The 20868-nt window shown below is 68.0% G+C and carries 19 protein-coding genes; 10 read left to right on the top strand and 9 right to left on the bottom strand.

Features of this window, described 5'->3' with window-relative positions; genetic code table 11:
• Positions 1 to 44: 44 nt before the first annotated feature.
• A complete protein-coding gene (locus tag ACFWU5_RS01740) occupies positions 45 to 746 on the bottom strand; it encodes an IclR family transcriptional regulator (protein WP_379240619.1) in 702 nt (233 codons plus the stop codon).
• Positions 747 to 809: 63 nt separating this feature from the next.
• On the opposite strand from ACFWU5_RS01740, the gene leuC reads away from it, so the two are divergent.
• The 3 genes from leuC to ACFWU5_RS01725 all read left to right on the top strand — a co-directional run bounded on the left by leuC (position 810) and on the right by ACFWU5_RS01725 (position 3668).
• Positions 810 to 2234 (top strand): 3-isopropylmalate dehydratase large subunit, encoded by a 1425-nt coding sequence (gene leuC, locus ACFWU5_RS01735; protein ID WP_379240620.1) that lies wholly within the window; start codon positions 810 to 812, stop codon positions 2232 to 2234.
• 35 nt (positions 2235 to 2269) lie between these two features.
• Entirely contained in the window at positions 2270 to 2878 is a 609-nt protein-coding gene (gene leuD / locus ACFWU5_RS01730) for a 3-isopropylmalate dehydratase small subunit (protein WP_379240622.1), read from the top strand.
• A 157-nt stretch (positions 2879 to 3035) separates the two neighbouring features.
• Positions 3036 to 3668, top strand: a complete 633-nt coding sequence (locus ACFWU5_RS01725) for an HU family DNA-binding protein (protein WP_379240624.1) — start codon at positions 3036 to 3038, stop codon at positions 3666 to 3668.
• A gap of 118 nt (positions 3669 to 3786) precedes the next feature.
• On the opposite strand, the gene ACFWU5_RS01720 is transcribed toward ACFWU5_RS01725, so the two are convergent.
• The 3 genes from ACFWU5_RS01720 to cofC all read right to left on the bottom strand — a co-directional run bounded on the left by ACFWU5_RS01720 (position 3787) and on the right by cofC (position 7643).
• Positions 3787 to 4731 (bottom strand): NUDIX domain-containing protein, encoded by a 945-nt coding sequence (locus tag ACFWU5_RS01720; protein ID WP_379265780.1) that lies wholly within the window; start codon positions 4729 to 4731, stop codon positions 3787 to 3789.
• Positions 4728 to 6896 carry an RNA degradosome polyphosphate kinase gene (locus ACFWU5_RS01715; protein WP_379265779.1) on the bottom strand — a complete coding sequence of 723 codons (2169 nt, stop codon included), beginning with the start codon at positions 6894 to 6896 and terminating at the stop codon, positions 4728 to 4730. The genes ACFWU5_RS01720 and ACFWU5_RS01715 overlap by 4 nt, the downstream gene beginning before the upstream one ends.
• A 72-nt stretch (positions 6897 to 6968) precedes the next feature.
• Positions 6969 to 7643: a 2-phospho-L-lactate guanylyltransferase gene (gene cofC, locus ACFWU5_RS01710; protein ID WP_379265778.1), complete on the bottom strand. Its 675-nt coding sequence runs from the start codon at positions 7641 to 7643 to the stop codon at positions 6969 to 6971.
• Between the two features lie 31 nt (positions 7644 to 7674).
• On the opposite strand from cofC, the gene ACFWU5_RS01705 reads away from it, so the two are divergent.
• Both ACFWU5_RS01705 and ACFWU5_RS01700 read left to right on the top strand, forming a co-directional pair.
• On the top strand, positions 7675 to 8670 hold the full coding sequence (locus ACFWU5_RS01705; protein WP_379240629.1) for an NAD(P)H-dependent glycerol-3-phosphate dehydrogenase: 996 nt from the start codon (positions 7675 to 7677) through the stop codon (positions 8668 to 8670).
• A 44-nt stretch (positions 8671 to 8714) separates the two neighbouring features.
• On the top strand, positions 8715 to 9806 hold the full coding sequence (locus tag ACFWU5_RS01700) for a D-alanine--D-alanine ligase family protein (RefSeq protein ID WP_379265777.1): 1092 nt from the start codon (positions 8715 to 8717) through the stop codon (positions 9804 to 9806).
• 65 nt (positions 9807 to 9871) lie between these two features.
• Here the strand turns inward: ACFWU5_RS01700 and ACFWU5_RS01695 are convergent, their stop codons facing one another.
• Positions 9872 to 10576, bottom strand: coding sequence for a DUF3515 domain-containing protein (locus ACFWU5_RS01695; protein WP_379265776.1), 705 nt, complete (start codon positions 10574 to 10576; stop codon positions 9872 to 9874).
• Positions 10577 to 10695: 119 nt separating this feature from the next.
• Between ACFWU5_RS01695 and ACFWU5_RS01690 the strand changes: the two genes are divergently transcribed.
• Genes ACFWU5_RS01690 through ACFWU5_RS01680 form a run of 3 tightly spaced genes read left to right on the top strand, consistent with a single transcriptional unit; the run spans position 10696 to position 12693 of the window.
• Positions 10696 to 11700 carry a thiamine-phosphate kinase gene (locus ACFWU5_RS01690; RefSeq protein WP_379266198.1) on the top strand — a complete coding sequence of 335 codons (1005 nt, stop codon included), beginning with the start codon at positions 10696 to 10698 and terminating at the stop codon, positions 11698 to 11700.
• Positions 11701 to 11711: 11 nt separating this feature from the next.
• Positions 11712 to 12395 carry a uracil-DNA glycosylase gene (locus ACFWU5_RS01685; protein ID WP_379240635.1) on the top strand — a complete coding sequence of 228 codons (684 nt, stop codon included), beginning with the start codon at positions 11712 to 11714 and terminating at the stop codon, positions 12393 to 12395.
• Between the two features lie 46 nt (positions 12396 to 12441).
• Complete coding sequence (locus ACFWU5_RS01680) at positions 12442 to 12693, top strand: hypothetical protein (RefSeq protein WP_379265775.1); 252 nt, start codon at positions 12442 to 12444, stop codon at positions 12691 to 12693.
• A gap of 7 nt (positions 12694 to 12700) precedes the next feature.
• On the opposite strand, the gene ACFWU5_RS01675 is transcribed toward ACFWU5_RS01680, so the two are convergent.
• From ACFWU5_RS01675 to rpmB, 3 genes are all read right to left on the bottom strand, one after another.
• The gene (locus tag ACFWU5_RS01675; protein ID WP_379265774.1) at positions 12701 to 13489 is read right to left on the bottom strand and encodes an enoyl-CoA hydratase/isomerase family protein; all 789 of its coding nucleotides are present in this window, start codon (positions 13487 to 13489) and stop codon (positions 12701 to 12703) included.
• A gap of 10 nt (positions 13490 to 13499) precedes the next feature.
• A complete protein-coding gene (locus ACFWU5_RS01670; RefSeq protein ID WP_379265773.1) occupies positions 13500 to 14072 on the bottom strand; it encodes a GNAT family N-acetyltransferase in 573 nt (190 codons plus the stop codon).
• Between the two features lie 69 nt (positions 14073 to 14141).
• Complete coding sequence (gene rpmB, locus ACFWU5_RS01665; protein WP_039799620.1) at positions 14142 to 14333, bottom strand: 50S ribosomal protein L28; 192 nt, start codon at positions 14331 to 14333, stop codon at positions 14142 to 14144.
• Positions 14334 to 15178: 845 nt separating this feature from the next.
• Between rpmB and ACFWU5_RS01660 the strand changes: the two genes are divergently transcribed.
• Positions 15179 to 16996 (top strand): DAK2 domain-containing protein, encoded by a 1818-nt coding sequence (locus tag ACFWU5_RS01660; protein WP_379266197.1) that lies wholly within the window; start codon positions 15179 to 15181, stop codon positions 16994 to 16996.
• Positions 16997 to 19252 (top strand): ATP-dependent DNA helicase RecG, encoded by a 2256-nt coding sequence (gene recG / locus ACFWU5_RS01655; RefSeq protein WP_379265772.1) that lies wholly within the window; start codon positions 16997 to 16999, stop codon positions 19250 to 19252.
• 1 nt (position 19253) lies between these two features.
• On the opposite strand, the gene ACFWU5_RS01650 is transcribed toward recG, so the two are convergent.
• Positions 19254 to 20714 carry a short-chain fatty acyl-CoA regulator family protein gene (locus tag ACFWU5_RS01650; protein WP_379265771.1) on the bottom strand — a complete coding sequence of 487 codons (1461 nt, stop codon included), beginning with the start codon at positions 20712 to 20714 and terminating at the stop codon, positions 19254 to 19256.
• Positions 20715 to 20868: the final 154 nt, after the last annotated feature.

Here is a 20868-nt window from a genome sequence, read left to right as displayed (position 1 = left end):
AAGTAAGGCCCCCGGTCGAATCCGACCGGGGGCCTTCTTCGCGTTTACAGCCGCTTGTGCAGTGCCTCGGCCGCCGCGACCAGATCCGCCGCCCAGCGCGCACCCGGCCGACGACCCATCCGATCGATGGGCCCCGACACCGACACCGCGGCCACGATCGCACCGTTGGCATCGCGCACCGGCGCCGAGACGCTGGCCACACCCTGCGCGCGCTCGGCCGCACTTTGCGCCCAGCCGCGCTTGCGCACCTCGGCCAGCGCGCGATCGCCGAACACGGCGTCGGCCAGGACGGTTCGCTGCAGTTCCGGATCGGCCCACGCCAGCAACACCTTCGCGGCCGAACCCGCGGTCAGCGGCAGTCGGGAACCGACCGGCACCGTGTCACGCAGGCCGACCGGTGGTTCCAGCGCGGCCACGCAGACGCGGGCGTGCCCGTCGCGGCAGTACAGCTGCACGCTCTCGCCGGTGATCTCGCGCAGGCGGGGCAGAATGACCCCCGCGGCCTCCACCAGTGGATCGGCCGCCCCCGCCGACAACTCGGTGAGCGCGGGACCGGGACGCCACAATCCGTTGCCGTCGCGGGCCAGCAGTCGATGCGTTTCCAGCCCGACCGCCAGCCGGTGCGCGGTGGCGCGTGGCAGGCCGGTGCGGGTGCACAGGTCGTTGAGACCGCATGGTTCGTCGGCGACGGCGTAGAGCACCGCCACGGCTTTGTCGAGAACACCGATACCGCTATGCTGTCTCATAGAACGATACTAACGTCTCAAATGCTGAGATACCAAGTATGCCCGTCGAAAGGTGATCAAGCAATGGCCGAGCGCGCTCGCACACTGGCCGAGAAGGTGTGGGAACAGCACGTCGTCGTCACAGGCGAAGGCGAGGGTTCTTCCCGCGAACCTGATCTGATCTACATCGATCTGCACCTCGTGCACGAGGTGACCAGCCCGCAGGCCTTCGACGGGCTACGCGCGGCAGGCCGTCCGGTGCGCCGCACCGATCTCACCATCGCCACCGAGGACCACAACGTCCCCACGGCCGATATCGACAAGCCGATCGCGGATCTCGTGTCGCGCACCCAGGTGGAAACGCTGCGCCGCAACTGCGCCGAATTCGGCGTGCGGCTGCACTCGATGGGCGATGTGGAACAGGGCATCGTGCACGTGGTCGGCCCGCAGTTGGGTCTTACCCAGCCCGGTATGACCGTCGTCTGCGGTGACAGCCACACCTCCACCCACGGCGCGTTCGGTGCGCTCGCGATGGGCATCGGCACCAGCGAGGTCGAGCACGTGCTCGCCACTCAGACGTTGTCGCTGCGTCCGTTCAAGACGATGGCAATCACCGTCGACGGCGAATTGGCGCCCGGCGTCACGAGCAAGGACCTGATCCTCGCTGTGATCGCCGAGATCGGCACCGGCGGCGGCCAGGGCTATGTCCTGGAGTACCGCGGCGAGGCCATTCGCAAGCTGTCGATGGAAGCGCGGATGACCATCTGCAACATGTCGATCGAAGCGGGCGCGCGCGCGGGCATGATCGGCCCCGACGAGACCACGTACGAATTCCTGAAGGGCCGCCCGCACGCCCCGCAGGGGGCCGACTGGGATGCCGCAGTGGCGTCCTGGGACGCGCTGGTCACCGACGAGGGCGCGGAATTCGACGCCGAGGTCCACATCGACGCCTCGACGCTGACCCCGTTCGTCACCTGGGGCACCAACCCGGGCCAGGGTCTGCCGTTGGGCGCGAACGTGCCCGACCCGGCGCAGATCGTCGACGAGAACGAGCGTGAGTCCGCCGAGAAGGCGTTGCGCTACATGGACCTGACGCCGGGTATGCCGCTGCGTGAGGTGAGCGTGGACACGGTGTTCGTCGGTTCGTGCACCAACGGCCGGATCGAGGATCTGCGCGCGGTGGCCGACGTGCTGAAGGGCCGTCAGGTCGCCGACGGCGTGCGCATGTTGGTCGTGCCCGGTTCGATGCGGGTGCGCGCGCAGGCGGAAAAGGAAGGTCTGGGCGAGATTTTCACCGCCGCGGGCGCGGAATGGCGGCAGGCAGGCTGCTCGATGTGCTTGGGCATGAACCCCGATCAGCTGGAGCCGGGGCAGCGGTGCGCGTCGACGTCGAACCGCAATTTCGAAGGCAGGCAGGGCAAGGGCGGTCGCACGCACCTGGTCTCGCCGCTGGTCGCCGCCGCCACGGCAGTGCGAGGAACCCTGTCCTCGCCCGCTGATCTGGCCTGAGTCACCGATCACCGACAGATCGAAAGGGAATCGTTATGGAAGCCTTCACCGTTCACAAGGGCATCGGTGTACCGCTGCGCCGGTCCAATGTCGACACCGATCAGATCATCCCCGCCGTTTACCTGAAGCGCGTGACCAGAACGGGTTTCGAGGACGGCCTGTTCGCCGGATGGCGTGCCGACCCGCAGTTCATTCTCAACACGCAGCCGTACAGCCGCGGCAGCGTGCTGGTGGCCGGACCGGATTTCGGCACCGGCTCTTCGCGTGAGCACGCGGTGTGGGCGCTGTCGGACTACGGATTTCGGGTGGTCATCTCGTCGCGTTTCGCCGACATCTTCCGCGGAAATGCTGGCAAGGGTGGGCTGTTGGCCGCGCAGATGTCACAGAACGATGTCGAAATGTTGTGGAAGTTGATCGAGGAACAGCCGGGTCTGGAATTGGTTGTTGACCTGTCCTCGCGCACCGTCACAGCGGGAACCGTCGTGTTGCCGTTCGATATTGACGACTACACCCGCTGGCGTCTGCTGGAGGGTTTGGACGATGTCGGCCTCACGCTGCGCCGCGCCGACGAGATCGGTGAGTTCGAAAAGGGAAGGCCGTCATGGAAACCCGTGACGCTACCGGAGCCTATTTCGCAGGCGTAATCACCTGCGGCGCGCAGTCGCTGTTCGGCGTTCCGAGGTAGCTGGACGTGTGCTAAACCACATGAATTTTGGCGTGGCACATAGACTCTTGCTCAAACTGGGTTTACCGTGGTACCTAGTCGGTCCGACGACGGGCCATTAGTCTGCGGAGGATTCAATGAACAAGGCGGAACTGATCGACGTTCTGACCGAAAAGTTGGGTACGGACAGGCGGACGGCTACCGCGGCTGTCGAGAATGTTGTCGACACCATCGTCCGTGCCGTGCACAAGGGTCAAAGCGTCACCATCACCGGATTCGGTGTGTTCGAACAGCGCAAGCGTGCTCCCCGGGTCGCTCGTAACCCGCGCACCGGTGAAACCGTGAAGGTGAAGGCCACTTCGGTGCCTGCCTTCCGACCGGGCGCACAGTTCAAGGCGGTCATCGCGGGCAAGCAGAAGCTGACCGCGTCCGGGCCTGCCGTCAAGCGTGGCGCGAATGCCCCGGTGGCGGCGAAGAAGGCGGCAGCCAAGAAGACCGCGGCGAAGAAGACCGCGGCCAAGAAGGCCACGCCGTCGAAGGGTCCCGCCAAGACCACGGCCCGCAAGGCCGCGACCAAGGCACCCGCCGCCAAGAAGACCACGCCGGCCAAGAAGGCCACGGCGGCAAAGAAAGTGACGGCGGCCAAGAAGGCGCCTGCCAAGAAGGTGACCGCCGCCAAGACCACGGCGGCCAAGAAGACCACAGCTGCGAAGAAGGCTCCTGCTAAGAAGACTGCTGCTAAGAAGACTGCCGCCCGTCGTGCTCGTTGATCCTGCCGCAGCGGGATCAGGTCGGGGAATGTGCATGTAAGCATCACCCACCACTGGACCGAGAACGGCCCCGGGAATCCCGGGGCCGTTTCGGCTGTTTCGAGGCTGATCGCCAGGGTCAGGTGGTCACGATTGCTGTCGACAGCGCCCGGTCCATATGGTTCGCCGCGACTAATCGGTCGCCCACGAACGACAATGCCCACACGCTGCCCTTGCGATTGCGCACCGAGGGCAAGGTGAGGTCGCCTTCGGACGCCAGCCACTGCATCAGATCGGGAATCACCCCGCCCTGACTGCACACCACCGGCACGCCGGTATCGGTGACCAACGACAGAAAACGTTGGCGCGCCGCACTTTTCGCGAATTCGTAACCTTGCTCGGAAAACAGTGGCTCGCAAATGATTTCGGTATCGAGCTGTTCCGCCAGCGGGGTCATGGTTTGGACGCAGCGCAGTGGATCGGCGGAAAAGATCTCAGATGCGCCGAACGCCAACAGATTCGGTGTCAATGCCTTGGACTGCTGTTGTCCGGCGGCCTCGAGCGGGCGCAGCTCGTCGGGGCCGTCGAAGTGGCCGCGCTTGCCCGCCTTGGCGTGCCGCACCAGCAGCACCGTGCTGGTGCGGGCGGGCAGGCGCGCGAAGATCCGCACGATCTGGCGGTCCATCGGATACGACAGCTGATCCATCACCTGCGACAGCGGGATCCAGCGCAGGTCGTCGACCTCGTCGTTGATCGCGAATTCGCCCTCGGGGGCCTCGGCGGCCCAGTAGTCCACGCGCTTGAGCTGACGGTGCCCGGGGATCGGATAGGTGACGTGGCCCAGATAGCGCCCCAGCGTGGCAGGCAGGCCCGTTTCCTCGCCTACCTCGCGCACGGCCGCGACCACCGGGGTCTCGCCGGGATCGAGCTTGCCCTTGGGCAGCGACCAGTCACCGTATTTCGGGCGATGGATCACGCCGATCTCGGGTCCGTCGGCGCCTTCGCGCCACAGAACCGCCCCTGCCGCATGGATATTGGGTCGAACTCGCGGATCGCGCAACGTCTCCCGCCCCTTCGCGTTCACGGCTGATCGGGTCGACGCAGTCGCATGAGGAAGGTTTGGTGATCGCGCACTTGATCGGCCTCGGCGTCGGTGGGGCTGGCCTGCCAGGTCCCGTCGGGCAGCAGGATCCAGCAGCGGGTCATCGGATCCAGCGCGGAATCGAACATCAGCGCCAGCTGATCCACCAGCTTGGGATCTTTCACCTGCACCATCACTTCGACGCGGCGGTCGAGGTTGCGGTGCATCATGTCGGCGCTGCCGATCCAAGTCTGTTGCTGTGCACCGAATTCCATCACCCGGGAGTGCTCGAGGAACCGGCCCAGGATCGAGCGCACCTCGATGTTCTCGCTCAGGCCCGGCACGCCCGCGCGCAGCCCGCAGATGCCGCGCACCACGATCTGCACCGGCACACCGGCCTGGGAGGCGCGGTAGAGGGCGTCGATGATCTGCTCGTCGACGATCGCGTTGGCCTTGATCCGAATCCGTGCGTCCAAACCCTGTCCGGCCAGCTCGATTTCGCGATCGATGCGCTCGATGATGCCCGCGCGCACACCAAGTGGCGCGACCATCAGGTTGCGGTAGTCGTCCTTGCGGGAGTAACCGGTCAGCGAGTTGAACAGGTCGGTGAGGTCGGCGCCGATTTCCGGTGCGGCAGTGAACAACCCGACGTCCTCGTACAGGCGCGCGGTCTTGGGGTTGTAGTTGCCGGTGCCGATGTGGCAGTAGCGGCGGATCGTGGAACCCTCGCGGCGCACCACCAGGCAGGTCTTGCAGTGGGTCTTCAAGCCGACCAGGCCGTAGACCACGTGCACGCCGGCCTGTTCCAGTTCGCGCGCCCACTTGATGTTGGCCTGCTCGTCGAAACGAGCCTTGATCTCCACCAGCGCCACGACCTGCTTGCCCGCCTCGGCGGCCTCGATCAGCGAATTGATGATGGGGGAATCGCCGGAGGTGCGGTACAGGGTCTGCTTGATCGCCAGCACCTGCGGGTCGGCGGCGGCCTGTTCGATGAAGCGCTGCACGCTGGTGGAGAACGAGTCGTAGGGGTGGTGCACCAGCACGTCGCCCTCGCGCAGCGCGGTGAACACATTGCGCGGGGTCTCGCGCTCGCCGAACGCGGCCGGGGTGGCCGGAACGTACGGGGCGTCCTTGAGTTCGGGGCGGTCCACGCCGTAGACCTGCCACAGGCAGGACAGGTCCAGCAGGCCGGGGACCTGGATGACGTCGGCGGGGTCGACCTCCAGCTCACGTAACAGCAGTTCCAGCATGTGCTCGGTCATGTCGTCGGAGACCTCGAGCCGCACCGGCTTGCCGAAGCGGCGGCGCGCGAGTTCGCGTTCCATGGCCTGCAGCAGGTCTTCGTCGCGGTCCTCGTCGACCTCGAAATCGGCGTTGCGGGTGATCCGGAACGAATGCGTCTCCACCACGGTCAGGCCGGGGAACAGCAGGTCCAGGTGCGCGGCGATGAGGTCTTCCATCGGCAGGAAGGCCGCGATCGCCGACGGTGCGTCGGTGCGGCGCACGCGCACGAACCGGTCGACGTTGTCGGGGACCTTCACGCGGGCGAAGTGTTCGCCGCCGGTGCCGTTGTCGCGCACCGTCACGGCCAGGTTCAGGCTCAGGCCGGAGATGTACGGGAACGGGTGCGCGGGGTCAACGGCCAGCGGGGTCAGGACGGGGAAGACCTGGTCGGTGAAGTAGCCCGAAAGGCGTTCGCGCTCAGTGTCGTCCAGATCGTTCCAGCCGATGATGTCGATGCCCTCGGCCGACAGAGCCGGGTTCACCTCGTCGATGAAGACCTTCGCGTGCCGCTTCTGCAATTCCTGGGCGCGGGCGGTGATCATCTCGAGCTGTTCCGACGGGGAGCGACCGTCGGCCGAGCGCACCGAGAGACCGGTTTCGGCACGGCGTTTCAAGCCGGCCACGCGCACCATGTAGAACTCGTCGAGATTGGACGCGAAGATCGCGAGGAACTTGGCCCGCTCCAGCAACGGCAGCGACGCGTCCTCGGCGAGGGCCAGCACGCGGGCGTTGAAGTCCAGCCAGCTCAGCTCGCGATTGAGGTAGCGATCGCGGGGCAACCGCTGCGACGTGGCGTCACCGCCCGCGGTGATGGCGGCCGCGGGTGGCGGGGAAATCGGGGGCAGCTGCTTGATGGTTTCCGTATCGCTCACGGGATCAATCATCCCTCGAGGAAGGGGCGCCGCGCATCACGACATCGTACGGTTCGTCCGATCTGCGACGAATCCGGCGATCGGTCAGCACACGGTGCGAACGGGATCACTTCTGTGCGCGGCGAATCCGAATTCGCGCAGCGTCGAGGTGGTGAGTTCGCCGACGCCCAGCGCGGCGACGGTGTCCAGATCCTCGGGGGTGTCGACGTCGCTGCGCAGGCCAGGCCAGTGACCTTCCAGCACTACGGCACCGCTCTCACGGTGGGCGCGGGCGGAATCGGCGCCGAAACGGGGGGCCAGCGGGGCGGCGGGGTCGTGGATCAGCAATGCGGCGGTACCGGTGCCCGTGTGATCGATCACCACGCAACGACCACCGCGCGGCGTGACGGCGAGAACGTCGGCCAGTTCGGCCGGACGCAACGCGGGGAGGTCGGCTTGTAGGGCGAGCAGGCGGCTGGGGCCGTGGCGGTCGCGCACGTTCTGCGCGCCTGCGGCCAGGGCGGTATTGAGCGGGTCGTGGCCTGCGGGGGGTTCGTCCATCACGTGCGCGCCCAGCTCCCTGGCACGCGCGGCAACCAGCGGATCGGGGGTGACCACGGTCAGCGACACCAGTTGCGGCACGGCCATGGCGGCCACGACCGTATCGGTGAACATGGCCAGCACCAGCTGCGCGCGCTGCGAGCTACTGAGCACGCTGCCCAGCCTGCTCTTGGCCCTGTCGATCTGCTTGACCGCCATCACGGCGTGCACGGTGTGCATGGCCTCGATCCTTGCATGGCATATTGGGCTGATGACGAGGGCGGCAGTAATGGGTGCGGGGTCGTGGGGTACGGCGTTCGCGAAGGTGTTGGCCGAAGCGGGCACCGACGTCACGATCTGGGCCAGGCGGGCGGAGGTGGCGCAGGCGCTGGACACCGAGCACCGCAATCCGTTCTACCTGCCGGGGGTGCAGTTGCCGCCGGTGCGCGCCACCGACGATCACCGGGTCGCGTTGGACGGGGCGGATCTGGTGGTGCTCGCGGTGCCGTCGCAGTCGCTGCGCGGGAATCTGGATGCGTGGAAAGGCGATATCGGGTCCGACGCCACCCTGCTGAGCCTGGCCAAAGGGATCGAGACCGGGACACTGCTGCGGATGAGTCAGGTGATCGCGGAGGTCACCGGGGCGCAACCGGGGCGCATCGCGGTGCTGTCGGGGCCGAATCTGGCGCACGAGATCGTCGAACGGCAACCGGCAGCCACGGTGATCGCCTGCACCGACACCGAGCGGGCCGGGGCCGCGCAAAGGGCTTGTGCGACAGGGTATTTCCGGCCGTACACCAACACCGATGTGATCGGGTGCGAGATCGGCGGGGCGTGTAAGAACGTCATCGCGCTGGCCTGCGGCATCGCCTCGGGGATGGGGCTGGGCGACAACACGGTGGCCAGTCTGATCACGCGCGGGTTGGCCGAAGTGATCCGGCTCGGGGTCGCGTTGGGGGCGCAACCGGTGACGTTGGCGGGGCTGGCCGGAGTGGGCGATCTGGTGGCCACCTGCACCTCGCCGCTGTCGCGCAACCGCTCGTTCGGGTTCGCGCTGGGCGCGGGTGGCACCATGGCCGCCGCGCAGGAAGCCACCAATGGGCAAGTGGCCGAAGGTGTGAAGTCGTGCACATCGGTGCGGGCGCTGGCCGCCGCGCACGGGGTGGAGATGCCGCTCACCGACGCGGTGCACAAGGTGTGCCACGAGGGACTGTCGGTGAACGAGGCGGTCGGCAGCCTGCTCGGGCGACGCATCAAGCCCGAATAAGGGCGATAGCGCCACCACGGCGCGAACCTACTACGGTGACGTTCATGACGGAACGGATCAAGGTAGCTGTGGTGTTCGGCGGGCGCAGCAGCGAGCACGCGGTCTCGTGCGTATCGGCGAGCAGCGTGCTGCGCAACCTCGATCCGACGCGCTACGAGGTGGTGCCGGTGGGCATCACCGCCACCGGCAGCTGGGTGCTGGCCGACGGGATCGGTGAGTTGGCGCTGAGTCACGGCGTTCAGCCGCAGGTCGACGCGTCGGGAACCGCACTCACCCTGGCTGCCGACCCCGGTCGTTCCGGTGCGCTGGTTGCCCTGGATTCCGGCGCGGTGCTGAGCAATGTCGACGTGGTGTTCCCGATCCTGCACGGGCCCTTCGGCGAGGACGGCACGCTGCAGGGGATGCTCGAGCTGGCCGGGATTCCCTATGTGGGCGCGGGCGTTCTCGCCAGTGCCGCGGGGATGGACAAAGAGTTCACCAAGAAGTTGCTGGCCGCTGAGAATTTACCCGTGGGCGTGCAGATTGTGCTGCGTCCCGGGATCGAGACGCTGTCCGATGACGACCGTGCGCGGATCGGGCTGCCCGCCTTCGTGAAGCCGGCGCGCGGTGGGTCGTCGATCGGCATCACCAAGATCACCGACTGGGCCGACCTGCCCGCGGCGATCACCGCCGCGCGGGTTCACGACCCGAAGGTGATCATCGAAGCGGGCATCGTCGGACGCGAAGTCGAGTGTGGCGTACTGGAATTCGCCGACGGTGAAGTGCGCGGCAGTGTGGTCTCCGAGATTCGGATGCCCGATGCCGACGCGGCCGCGCCGCAGTTCTACGACTTCGCCACCAAATACCTCGACGACGTGTGCGAATTCGACGTGCCCGCCAAGCTCGACGACGAGGTGGCCGACGAGATCCGCGAGCTGTCGGTGCGCGCGTTCCGTGCGCTGGACTGCCAGGGGCTGGCGCGAGTGGACTTCTTCGTCACCGAGAACGGGCCGGTGATCAACGAGATCAACACGATGCCCGGATTCACGCCGATCTCGCAGTACCCGCGGATGTGGGAGGCCAGCGGTGTGGACTATCCGACGCTGGTGTCGACGCTGATCGAGACGGCGCTGTCGCGCGGGACCGGGCTACGCTAGTTCTATTCGGGCGCTTGGGTTTCGGGCTGTTGTGCTCGAAATGGGTTCGGCGACAGCCTGTTAGCTCAGAGTTCGCCCGGAGTCGGTTCGCGTGCAGGCAGATTCGCGGTGATGGTGTCGGACACGATCTGCACCGCGCTGGTGCCCGAGTTGTCGGGCACGGTCAGGGCGATGTACGTCTCGCGGTCTACCGCGAACCACGTGCCGGTCTTGCCGACCTCGTCGCGGACCTGGAACCACTTCACGCCGTCGATCTCCGTCAACGGGGACGCCCGGTTGAACTCCAGCGGGCGGTCCAGGCCGCAGCGCAGCGTGATCGGGTCGCCGCCGTCGGGCAGCTGCCAGGCGCGGGTGGCCGGCGGGGCGGGTTCGACGAGGGTGGACTTGGTGTAGTCGCCGAGGTCGGCGGGCAAGGCCGGGAGCAGGATGTGGCAGGCGGGGCCGTCGGCGGCGGGGGCCGGGACGGGGCCAAGCGCGAGGGGTTCGCGTTCGACGGGGGCGCGCAGGGCGACGAAGGCGGCCACCAGGACTGCGACGATCAGGACGATGGGTAGGGCGACCGCCGTGGCGATGAGCGCGGGGGAGTGGGTCGGCTCGAGGTCGGTGTCGTCGGAGTCCGAGTCGTGCGCGTCTGTGTCGGAGGCCGCACCGGAGCCTGCGTTCGCGGCGTCGCCCGATGTCGGCTTGTCGCCAGCCGCTTTCGCATCAGCAGTGGCGGGGTCGTCGGGGGTGGTCGCCCGGTCGCGATCCTCCGGGTTCGAGTCCGCCATAGCTGTGTGGTCCTTCCGTTCGCGGGTTCGCCTGCACCGTCGGTGGTGCCCGATCGCCTTCGAAAGGGTACCGTCGGGGCGATTTCGTCGGTTCGCAGCACAGTGGGAAGGGGTCGGTCATCAGCGAGGACAGCCGTCCGCAGACAGTGCGTGAGCTGGGCGAATTCGCCCTGATCGACCGGATCAACGCCGGTCGCGAACAGGCCGCGCAGGTGCTGCTGGGTCCCGGTGACGATGCCGCACTGGTGGCCGCGCCCGACGGGCGGTTCGTGGTGAGCACCGACATGCTCGTGGAAGGCAGGCACTTCCGCCTGGACTGGTCCTCGCCGGTGGACATCGGCCGCAAGGCCATCGCCCAGAACGCCGCCGACGTGGTGGCGATGGGAGCCCGCCCGACCGCGTTCGTGGTCGCGCTGGGCTGCCCGGCCGATACTCCGGTGGCGGTGGTCGAGGGGATCGCCGACGGGATGTGGATCGAAGCCGCCCGCGCCGGTGGGTCCATCGCGGGCGGGGATCTGGTGCGCAGCGAACAGTTGGTCGTCTCGGTGACCGCGTTCGGCGACCTCGGCGGACAGGCCGCGATCACCCGCTCGGGCGCCGGAGTCGGCGACATCGTCGCGGTCGCAGGCGAACTCGGCTGGTCCGGCGCGGGCCTTGCCGTATTGACCAGCGGCGCAGACACATCCGACCCCGAATTCACCTATGCCCTTGCCACCCACCGTGTTCCGCAACCGCCGTACGCCGCGGTGGTCGACGCGTTCGGCACCGACATCCCGACCAGCCTCACCGACATCTCCGACGGCCTGCTCGCCGACCTCGGACATCTGGCCGCCGCCTCACATGTCGCCATCGACGTCCACAGCACGGCACTGACCGACCCGGAACTGTCCGCGGTCGCCAAGCGCCTGGACGCCGACGCCGCGCACTGGGTGCTGGCAGGCGGTGAAGACCACGCCTTCGCCGGAACCTGGCCCGCCGGTGTGGCATTGCCCGCGGGCTGGCGGCCGATCGGCGTGGTCACCGCAGGCAGCGGCGTCACCGTCGACGGCGCGGCACCCACCGGCGGCACCGGCTGGGAATCGTTCCGTGGGGCGGACGCCACCCGCACCGACGACGAACGATAGGTTGTGCGGTCATGGGTGCCAAACCACTGTCGGAGATCATCGATCCGGGCTGGGCCCGGGCACTGGAGCCGGTGCGCGACCGCATCAGCGAAATGGGCGAGTTCCTGCGCGAGGAGAACGCGGCAGGTCGCGGCTACCTGCCCGAAGGGGAGAACGTGCTGCGCGCGTTCACACGCCCGTTCGAGAAGGTGCGCGTGCTCATCGTCGGCCAGGACCCGTACCCCACGCCCGGCCACGCGATGGGGCTGAGTTTCTCTGTCACACCGCAGGTTTCGCCGGTCCCGCGTAGCCTGTCCAACATCTTCGCCGAATACAGCAAGGACCTCGGATTCGATACGCCGACCTGCGGTGACCTGAGCCCGTGGTCGGATCAGGGTGTGCTGCTGCTGAATCGGGTACTCACCGTCACTCCCGGCGCACCCGCCTCGCATCGCGGCAAGGGCTGGGAGGCGGTCACCGAACAGGCGATCCGGGCGCTGGTCGCCCGCGACGAACCGCTGGTGGCCGTGCTGTGGGGCAACGACGCCCGCGCGCTCAAGCCCACACTCGTCGACGCCGAGGTTCCCTACGTCGAATCAGCGCACCCCTCACCGCTTTCCGCCTCGCGCGGGTTCTTCGGTTCGCGACCCTTCTCCCGGGTCAACGAACTGCTCGACGAACTCGGCGCGGACCCCGTCGACTGGCGGCTGCCCTGACCCGGGGCGTCGCCCGCACCAGAAAATGATGAAGGAGCACAACCGGATGTACATCTCCACCGTTCGCGCCGCGCTTGCCACCGCCGCCGTCGCCGCCGCCATCACCGCGGGCGCGAGCGCGGCCTCGGCGCAGGGCCTGCAGCTCGAGCCCTACAACGAGCAGGCCGCCCCCGTGGCCACCACCCAGGTCGGCGAGGAATGGACCTCCACCGGCACCTCCACGATCTCCTCGGGCGTGAACGCGAAGGTGACCTGCCTGCTGCAGAACACCTTCAGCGCCCTCGGTGCCGCCTGCTGACGTTGATTCAGCTCAGCCCGCGGTAATCGGGCTTGCGCTTGGCCACGAAGGCGTCGACGCCTTCGCGGCCGGTGCTGTTGTTCGCGGCGGCGGCGATGCCGTCGCGTTCGGCGTCCAGCTGCTGGTCCAGTGTCGCTGTCGGCGACTGGGCCAGCAGCTTTTTCATGGCCGTGTAGGTGGCGCGGGGGCCGGTGACGAAGGACTGTGCCACGCGCAGGGCCTCGGCGCGGATGTCGTCGTCTTCGACTGTGCGGCTGAGGATTCCGAGTTGAACGGCTTCGGTGGCATCCAGGACCGCGTCGGTGAGCAGGATCTCGCGGGCGCGGCTCAGGCCAACGATCCGCGGGAGGGTCCAGGACATGCCGCCGTCGGGGGTCAGCCCGATGCCGGGGTAGGCGGGGCGCAGTTTGGTCGACGGGCCGCCGATGGCGATGTCGGCGGCGCAGACCAGGCTCATGCCCGCGCCCGCCGCCCAGCCCTGCACGGCGGCGACCACGGGCACGGGGGCCTGCACCAGCGCGCGCACGTAATCGTGCAGTCCGGCGGCCTTGTCGAACAGATAGGCGCCACGATCGTCGGCGGCGGCGAAATTGCGGACATTGCCGCCTGCGCAGAAGTTCGCGCCCGCGCCGGTGAGCAGGATCGCGCCGACCGACGGGTCGAGGGTGCGCAGGGCGGCGGTGCCCGCATCGATCAGATCGAAATCCATCGAGGTGCCCGCCGCGGCGGTGGCGATGGTCAGCTGCAGCACGCCGTCGATGATCTGGGCGGCGGGGACCGGTTCGGTGGTACTCATGGGCGTCACACTAACCGCGGCGCCACAGTTGTTCGGGCAGCAGGGTGAACGGGTCGAGGCGGTGGATGCCGGTGTCGGTGAAGCCGTGGCGGCGATAGAAGGCGTGGGCGCGCGGGTAGTCGGCGAAGACCCAGAGGGTGCACGGTGATCCGGGTGCAGCGGATTCGATCAGGGCGTCGGCGATGCCGGTGCCGTGCCAGGCGCTGCGGATGTAGAGGGCCTCGAGTTCGGTCTCGCCGGGTGGGGGATCGGTCTCGCCGGGTGCGGGATCGATCTTGCTGACCGCGCATGACTTGTCGGCGATCTCGGTGATTGCGTCGTGGTCGACGTGGGCGAGGGTTCGGCGCCGGTCCGTGGCGGAGGCGAAGCCGATCACACGGTCGTCGACGAGGGCGACGGGCAGCCGGTGGGTGCCTTCGGCGCGGCGCCGTTCCCACGTGATCGCCGAGCGATCCAGGTCGAAGCCGTCCAGGATGTGGGCGGGGACCAGGGTGTCGTAGGACTCGCGCCAGCTGGCGATATGGCAGGAGGCCAGTTCGGTGACCCGGTTCGCGGTCAGCGGCGCGATCCGCCAGTCACTCACGGACGACAAAACCCCCGATCACCCACGAGGGGTGCCGGGGGACTGTCGGCAGAACGTATGGGCTGAAAATCAGCCGCGGGCGACCTTGCCGGCCTTCAGGCAGGAGGTGCACACATTCATCCGGCGAGTGTTGCCAGGGGCAACCTGCGCACGCACGGTCTGGATGTTCGGGTTCCAGCGACGGTTGGTGCGCCGGTGCGAGTGCGAAACCGACTTCCCGAAACCGGGGCCCTTGGCGCAGACGTCGCAAACGGCAGCCATGTCGCGAGCTCCTTCATGTCATAAGCGGCTAACGGCGCACGAATGCCCGTTGAACCGGAAACTGATTCAGTCAAATGCCTTGCCGACTGATGTCGGCCAGCGCAGACCCACGTGGGCCGCACGAGGCAACCCTGCAAGACTAGCGGGCCGGGCCTCGAACTTCCAAACCGGGTATCCCGGTCGAATCGCCGAGCACAGCCCGGACGAGGGCCCTTCCGGGGATCAGCATACCCGCCTCCCTGCTGCGGTCGAAAACCGGTCGGGAACCGTCGCGCTCGGGTGGGGAGACGTCGGTGGCTGCCGCTAATCTGGCGTGCGTGCTCGGCGCGCGGGCACGCAGAACGGGGAGCGAGGTGGCGGTGGCGCACGTGCGGGACTGTCTCGACGGTGGTGACCTGCTGGTCTGGGCCCGTCATTGCCGCACCGACCTGGAACTGCGCCGCGCCGAAATCGACGCCCTCAACGTGTTTCCCATCGCCGACTCCGACACCGGAACCAACCTGCTCGCCACCATGCGCGCCGCGGTCGCCGCCGCTGAGCGAGCGGTGCTCGAGATGCGATCCGACGCCCGCGAAACCGTGGACGTGACATCGGGCACTCCGGCCGCAGGATCGGCGGATACCGGCGAACAGGTGGTCGATATCGCCGACCGAACGGGTGTCGACGCGGTCGCCCAGATGCGCACCGACCGGACGGCGGTCAACGCGCATCAGGCTGCTCAGGCGGGCGCCGACCGGACGGCGGTCAACGCGCATCTGCCCGCCCAGACGCCCACCGACCGGACGCCCGTCAACGCGCATCTGCCCGCCCAAGCGCCCACCGACCGGACGCCCGTCAACGCGCACCTGCGCGCCCAAGCGCCCACCGACCGCACGCCCGTCAATGCGCATCTGGTCGCCCAGGCACTGGCCCGCGGCGCGACCACCGGTGCGCGTGGGAATTCGGGGATCATCCTGTCCCAGGTGCTGCGCGGGATCGCCGAGGCTGTCATCGCGGGCCCGCTGACCGGCGAGCGACTTCAGGCCGCACTGCGCCGGTCGGCGGTGCTGGTGCGAACGGGATTGAGTGCCCCGGTCGAAGGCACGATCCTGACCGTCCTCGACCGGGCCGCGGTAGCCGCCACCGAATCCGCCGACCCCTCGCTGGCCACCGTTGCCCGAAGCGCTGCCGACGGCGCCGCCCGCGCCCTGAGCGAAACACCGGCCCAACTGGGCGTTCTGCGCGCGGCCGGCGTCGTCGACGCGGGCGCGCGCGGCCTGTTGGTGCTGCTGGACTGCCTGGTGGCCGAAGTCTGTGGCGAAGCACCCACCCGGGTCAGGTACACGCGCGGAGACCGAGGCGAGCACGGCCCACACCCTCGGTCCGGCCGTGACGGGAAAGCGTGCTCTACCGAGGACCGACGCGACGACGACCCGGCACCGCGACTCGATTCGGCTGCGGCCGTCAGCGCCGACGCTGCGAGGGGGACGATCGACCGCGGATCGGGGCGGCGAATCGACCCTTCGGACGATGATGGTGAGTTCCGTCATGCAGCCGCCGTGGGCGGAACGCGCGCGATGTCGGACACGCAATGCCGGGGGGCGAGTGCCGACCAGGATCGCACCGATCCGCACTTCGAGGTCATGTACGTGATCTCCGGCACCGATGACGCGGCCGCTGGCGGTCTGCGGGATCGTCTCGCCGTTCTCGGGGACTCCGTGGTCGTCGTCGGTGACGGTGACGCCACCTGGTCCGCCCACGTGCACTGTCGCGATGCCGGTGCCGCGATCGAGGCAGGGCTGGCGGTGGGGACGGTCACCGGGATTCGCATCGAGAGTTTCGCGGTGACCGCGCCGCTGGGCGGCCACCACGAGTTGCGCACTGAAGGGCGCGCCGACCAGCACGGCCGGGACAATTCCACGTCGCACGCGAGCGCCGGTGATCGGCTGCCGGACTCCGCCGGCCGCGATGGTGTGCCGGTCACCGGCGACGGCCCCGTCCTCGGGGAAGCCGCGCGCAATGTCCTCGCGGACCGTGGTGTGCTGGCGGTGGCCGCCGGCGCCGCTGCCGCGCGACTGTTCGAGGATGCCGGCGCGGTGGTGGTGCGGGGCGATCGGCAGGTCGATACGGACACCCTGCTGCGGGCGATCCGCGCGATGCCGAATCGGGAAGTGTTGGTGTTGCCCAACGGAGCCTTGCCCGCGCAGGAGTTGGTGGCCGCGGGTGTGGCCGCGCGTGACGGGTCACGTGACGTGTTGTTGTTGCCCAGTGCCTCGATGGTCCAGGGGTTGGCGGCGTTGGCGGTGCATGATCGGGGGCGGATCGCGGTCGATGACGCGTTCGCCATGTCGGAGGCGGCGGCGACCACCCGGTGGGGTGCGTTGCGGGCGGCTCGGGTGCGCGCGTTGACCATGGTCGGAATGTGTTCGCCCGGTGACGGATTGGGGCTGGTCGGCCATGATGTGGTGGTGATCGACCCGGACGTGGTCGGCGCGGGACGCATCCTGCTGGACCGAATGCTGGGTCTGGGTGGGGAATTGGTGACCCTGCTGATGGGTGCCGATGCGGGGCCCGAGTTGGCGCAGGTGCTCGCCGATCATGTGACGGCCGGTTTCCCCGGTGTCGAGGTGGTCGTGTATTCCGGTGGACAGCAAGCGGATCTGGTGCAGATAGGGGTCGAGTAGATGGCGACATTGAGTGACCGGCTCGACCACGTGTTGGGCGTGAAGGCGGCCGACCGGCTGACCGAGGCGTTCGACATGACCACCGTCGAGGACCTGCTGCGCCACTACCCGGCGCGCTACGCCACCCAGGGCCAGCCTCTCACCGAGGAGGAGCCGGAGGAGGGCGCGCACATCACGGTCATCGGCCGCGTGACGAAAACCGAACTGCGCCCGATGAAGAACCGCCGCGGCTCGCTGTTGAAAGTGCAGCTGGACACCGGCGCGCAACGTCCGATGGAGGTCACCTTCTTCAACGGTGACAAGGTGCGCTATCTGGTGAAAGAGGGTGTGCGAGCGATGATGTCGGGCACCGTGCACTGGTGGCGGCCCGATCGCTGGAACCTGTCGCACCCCGATTACCTGATCCTGCCCGACAAGGCCGAAGCGGGCGTGGAGGAACTGACCTCCGTGCGCGGCAGCGGTGCATTGCGTGGGCTGGCGCAGAGCGCGAAAGGCGCTGGGGGAGTGGATGCCTCGTTCTTCGAGCGCGAGTTCGTCCCCGTGTACCCGGCGACCGCGAAGGTCCAGAGCTGGGACCTGCTCGCGTGCATCCGTCAGGTCCTGGACCAACTCGACCCCATCGAGGACCCGCTACCCGAAGACCTGCGCGACGAACGCCAACTGCTCCCGATCTCCGACGCCCTGCGTCTGATCCACCTGCCCGAACACAAGCTCGACATCGAAAAAGCCAGGGACAGACTGCGTTTCGATGAAGCGCTCGCCCTGCAACTGGTGCTGGCCGAACGCCGTCACGAGGTAGAGGGTCGCACCGCCCCGGCCTGCCCGCCCACCCCCGACGGCATCGCCGCGACCTTCGACCAGCGTTTGCCGTTCGAGCTCACCGAAGGCCAGCTGCAGGTGCTCGAGGACATCTCGTCAGACCTGTCACGCACCCGCCCGATGCACCGCCTGCTGCAGGGTGAAGTGGGTTCGGGCAAGACGATCGTGGCACTCAACGCCATGCTGCAAGTGGTGGACTCGGGCCGACAGTGTGCACTGCTGGCCCCGACCGAAGTCCTTGCCTCCCAGCACTATCGCTCACTGCGCGCCATGCTCGGCGAACTCGGCAACGCGGGCGAACTCGGCGCCGCCGACAAGTCGACCAAAATCGTGCTGCTCACCGGATCCATGTCGACCGCCGCGAAGAAAGCCGCACTGCTGGACGCGATGACCGGCGAGGCGGGCATCGTCATCGGCACCCACGCGCTGATCCAGGACTCCGTGGAGTTCTTCGACCTCGGCCTGGTCGTGGTCGACGAACAGCACCGCTTCGGCGTCGAACAGCGAGATGCGTTGCGCGCCAAGGCCAAAGACGGCATCAGTCCGCACCTGCTGGTCATGACCGCCACCCCGATCCCGCGCACCATCGCGATGACGACCCTGGGTGACCTCGAAACCTCCACGCTCACCCAGCTTCCCAAGGGCCGCTCACCGATCGTGTCCAAAGTCGTTCCGCGCAAGGCACATCCGGGTTGGGTGGATCGCGCCTGGGAACGCATCGTCGAAGAGGTAGGGCAGGGTCGGCAGGCGTATGTGGTGTGCTCGCGCATCGGCGAGGACCCCGACGCGCCACCGGCCAAGGGTAAGAAGGAGAAGGAGCCACCCACTACCGCCGCCGCTGTCGAGATGTACGAGACGTTGAGCGCCGGTCCGCTGTCCGGCGTGCGCGTCGGCCTGCTGCACGGCAGGCTCCCGTCCGACGAAAAAGACCACGTGATGCGCCAATTCAACGACGGCACCATCGACGTGCTGGTCTGCACCACCGTCGTCGAGGTCGGTGTCGACGTACCGAACGCGACAGTGATGGTGATCGTAGACGCCGACCGGTTCGGCGTGAGCCAGCTGCACCAGCTGCGCGGCCGCATCGGACGCGGCAAGCATCCTGGCCTGTGCCTGCTGGTCACCGATGCCGCACCCGGCGGCACGGCGATGGCCCGGCTCGACGCCGTCGCCGCCACCACCGACGGTTTCGAACTGTCGGTCCTCGACCTGCGTCAACGCCGTGAGGGCGATGTCCTGGGCTCGGCACAGTCGGGCACCGCGCGCTCGCTACGCCTGCTCTCGCTGCTCGACGACCTCGAAGTCATCACCGCCGCACAGGAATTGGCCAGACAGGTCGTGGCCGAAGATCCCGGTTTGGTCAACCACCCCGGCCTGGCGGGCATGATGCACGCCGCCGTCGACGGCGAACGCCTCGAATACCTCGCCAAATCCTGAGCTACGAAGGCACCGCTCGCGCGACCGCGTTCGTGGCGCTGTACGGCAACCGCGGATACGGCAGATCGGTGCTGGTGTGCTCGACCACCGCCAGCGGCCGCCCGATCTGCGGGAATGCCCGCTGCGGGCACGCGGGCCGTTCGCACACCTTGCATCCGGCCCCGATCGGCACCGTCACCATGGATTCGTCCAGCTGCAGTCCCTGCGAATACACCAGCCGGTCGGCGTATTCGATATCGCAGCCCAGCGCGATGACGAAGTTCTTCGCCGCCGTCCCGTGCCCCTGCGGCGCGGCCGGGGTGGTGCGCGCGATCCACAGGTAGCGGCGCCCGTCGGGCATCTCCGAGATCTGGGTCAGGATGCGGCCCGGTTGGGCGAAGGCCTCGTGCGTGACCCACAGCGGGCAGCTGCCGCCGACACGGGAGAAGTGAAAAGCGGTGGCGGACTGCCTTTTCGAGATATTGCCCGCTCGGTCGGTGCGCACGAGGAAGAACGGGACTCCGCGCTGCCCCTGCCGCTGCAGGGTGGCCAGGCGATGGCAGATGGTCTCGAACCCGACCTCGAAACGCAGCGCGAGCAGGTCCACGTCGTAGCGCAGTTCCTCGGCCGATCGCAGGAACCGCCCGTACGGCAGGATCAGCGCGCCGGCGAAGTAGTTGGCCAGCCCCACCCTGGCCAGCGTGCGGGATTCGCCGGTCAGCGCCCGCGATTCGGCGAGCACAGTGTCGATCTCGCGGCTGTAGAGCAGCAGCCCGAGCGTGACCGCGATCTGGAACGCGCGCTGGCCCGGACGCAGCCGCCTGGCCAGGGTCAGGGTGCGGGTGTCGGGGTCGTAGTGGCGTTTGGGGATGGTCGGGTCGGCGCCGTCGCCGCGCACCAGCACCGTCACCCCGGCGCGTTCCTCGGCGATGCGGGCCAGCTGACGATCCAGCGAACCGATGCTCAGACCCGATTCCTCGAACAGTTGCTCGGCCGCGTGGTCCAGGGTCGAGATGTGGTTGCGGTGGTCGTAGAAGAAGTCGCGCACGTCCTCGTAGGGCATGGGGGTGCCCGGCGAGCCGGTCGGGGTGTCCACCCGCGCGGACAGCAGGTCGAGTTGGTCGGTGGCCGCGCGCAGCCGCCGGTGCATCGCGATCACGATCCGGGCCACCTCGGGCAGCCGCGTGGCCAGTTCCTCGACCTCGGTGATCGGTGCGGTATCGCCGCCGCCCGCGGCTTCCACCAGCACCTCGTGCAGATCCGAGACCAGCCGCGCGTCGGAATCGGCGGCGAAGAACTGCACATCCAGGTCGAAGGTCGAGTTCAGTTTCAGCAGAACGGGAATGGTCAGCGGACGCTGATCGCGCTCTAGCTGGTTGAGATAGCTGGGTGACAGATCCAGCGATTTCGCGAGAGCTGCCTGAGTCATTCGCCGTTCTTCGCGCAGCCTTCGTAGCCTGGCCCCCGCGTACATCTTCCGCACGAGCAAGATACTAACGCGCACTGTTCGCAATATTCGCTGAATGCGGACATTGCGTGCGGAGAAGTCCAGTGCTGCAAGGGATTCTACGCAAACCTACCCGTGCGTAACGTGCGAAGTAAGGCTCCCGAACGCACCGCGCAATCCCCGGTGACCT

Origin of the sequence: Nocardia sp. NPDC058640 (assembly GCF_042716995.1) — a bacterium.
In the GTDB taxonomy this organism is placed as follows: domain Bacteria; phylum Actinomycetota; class Actinomycetes; order Mycobacteriales; family Mycobacteriaceae; genus Nocardia.
Note: the sequence above shows the minus strand (reverse complement) of the source record. Positions and strands in the feature narration are given on the sequence as shown.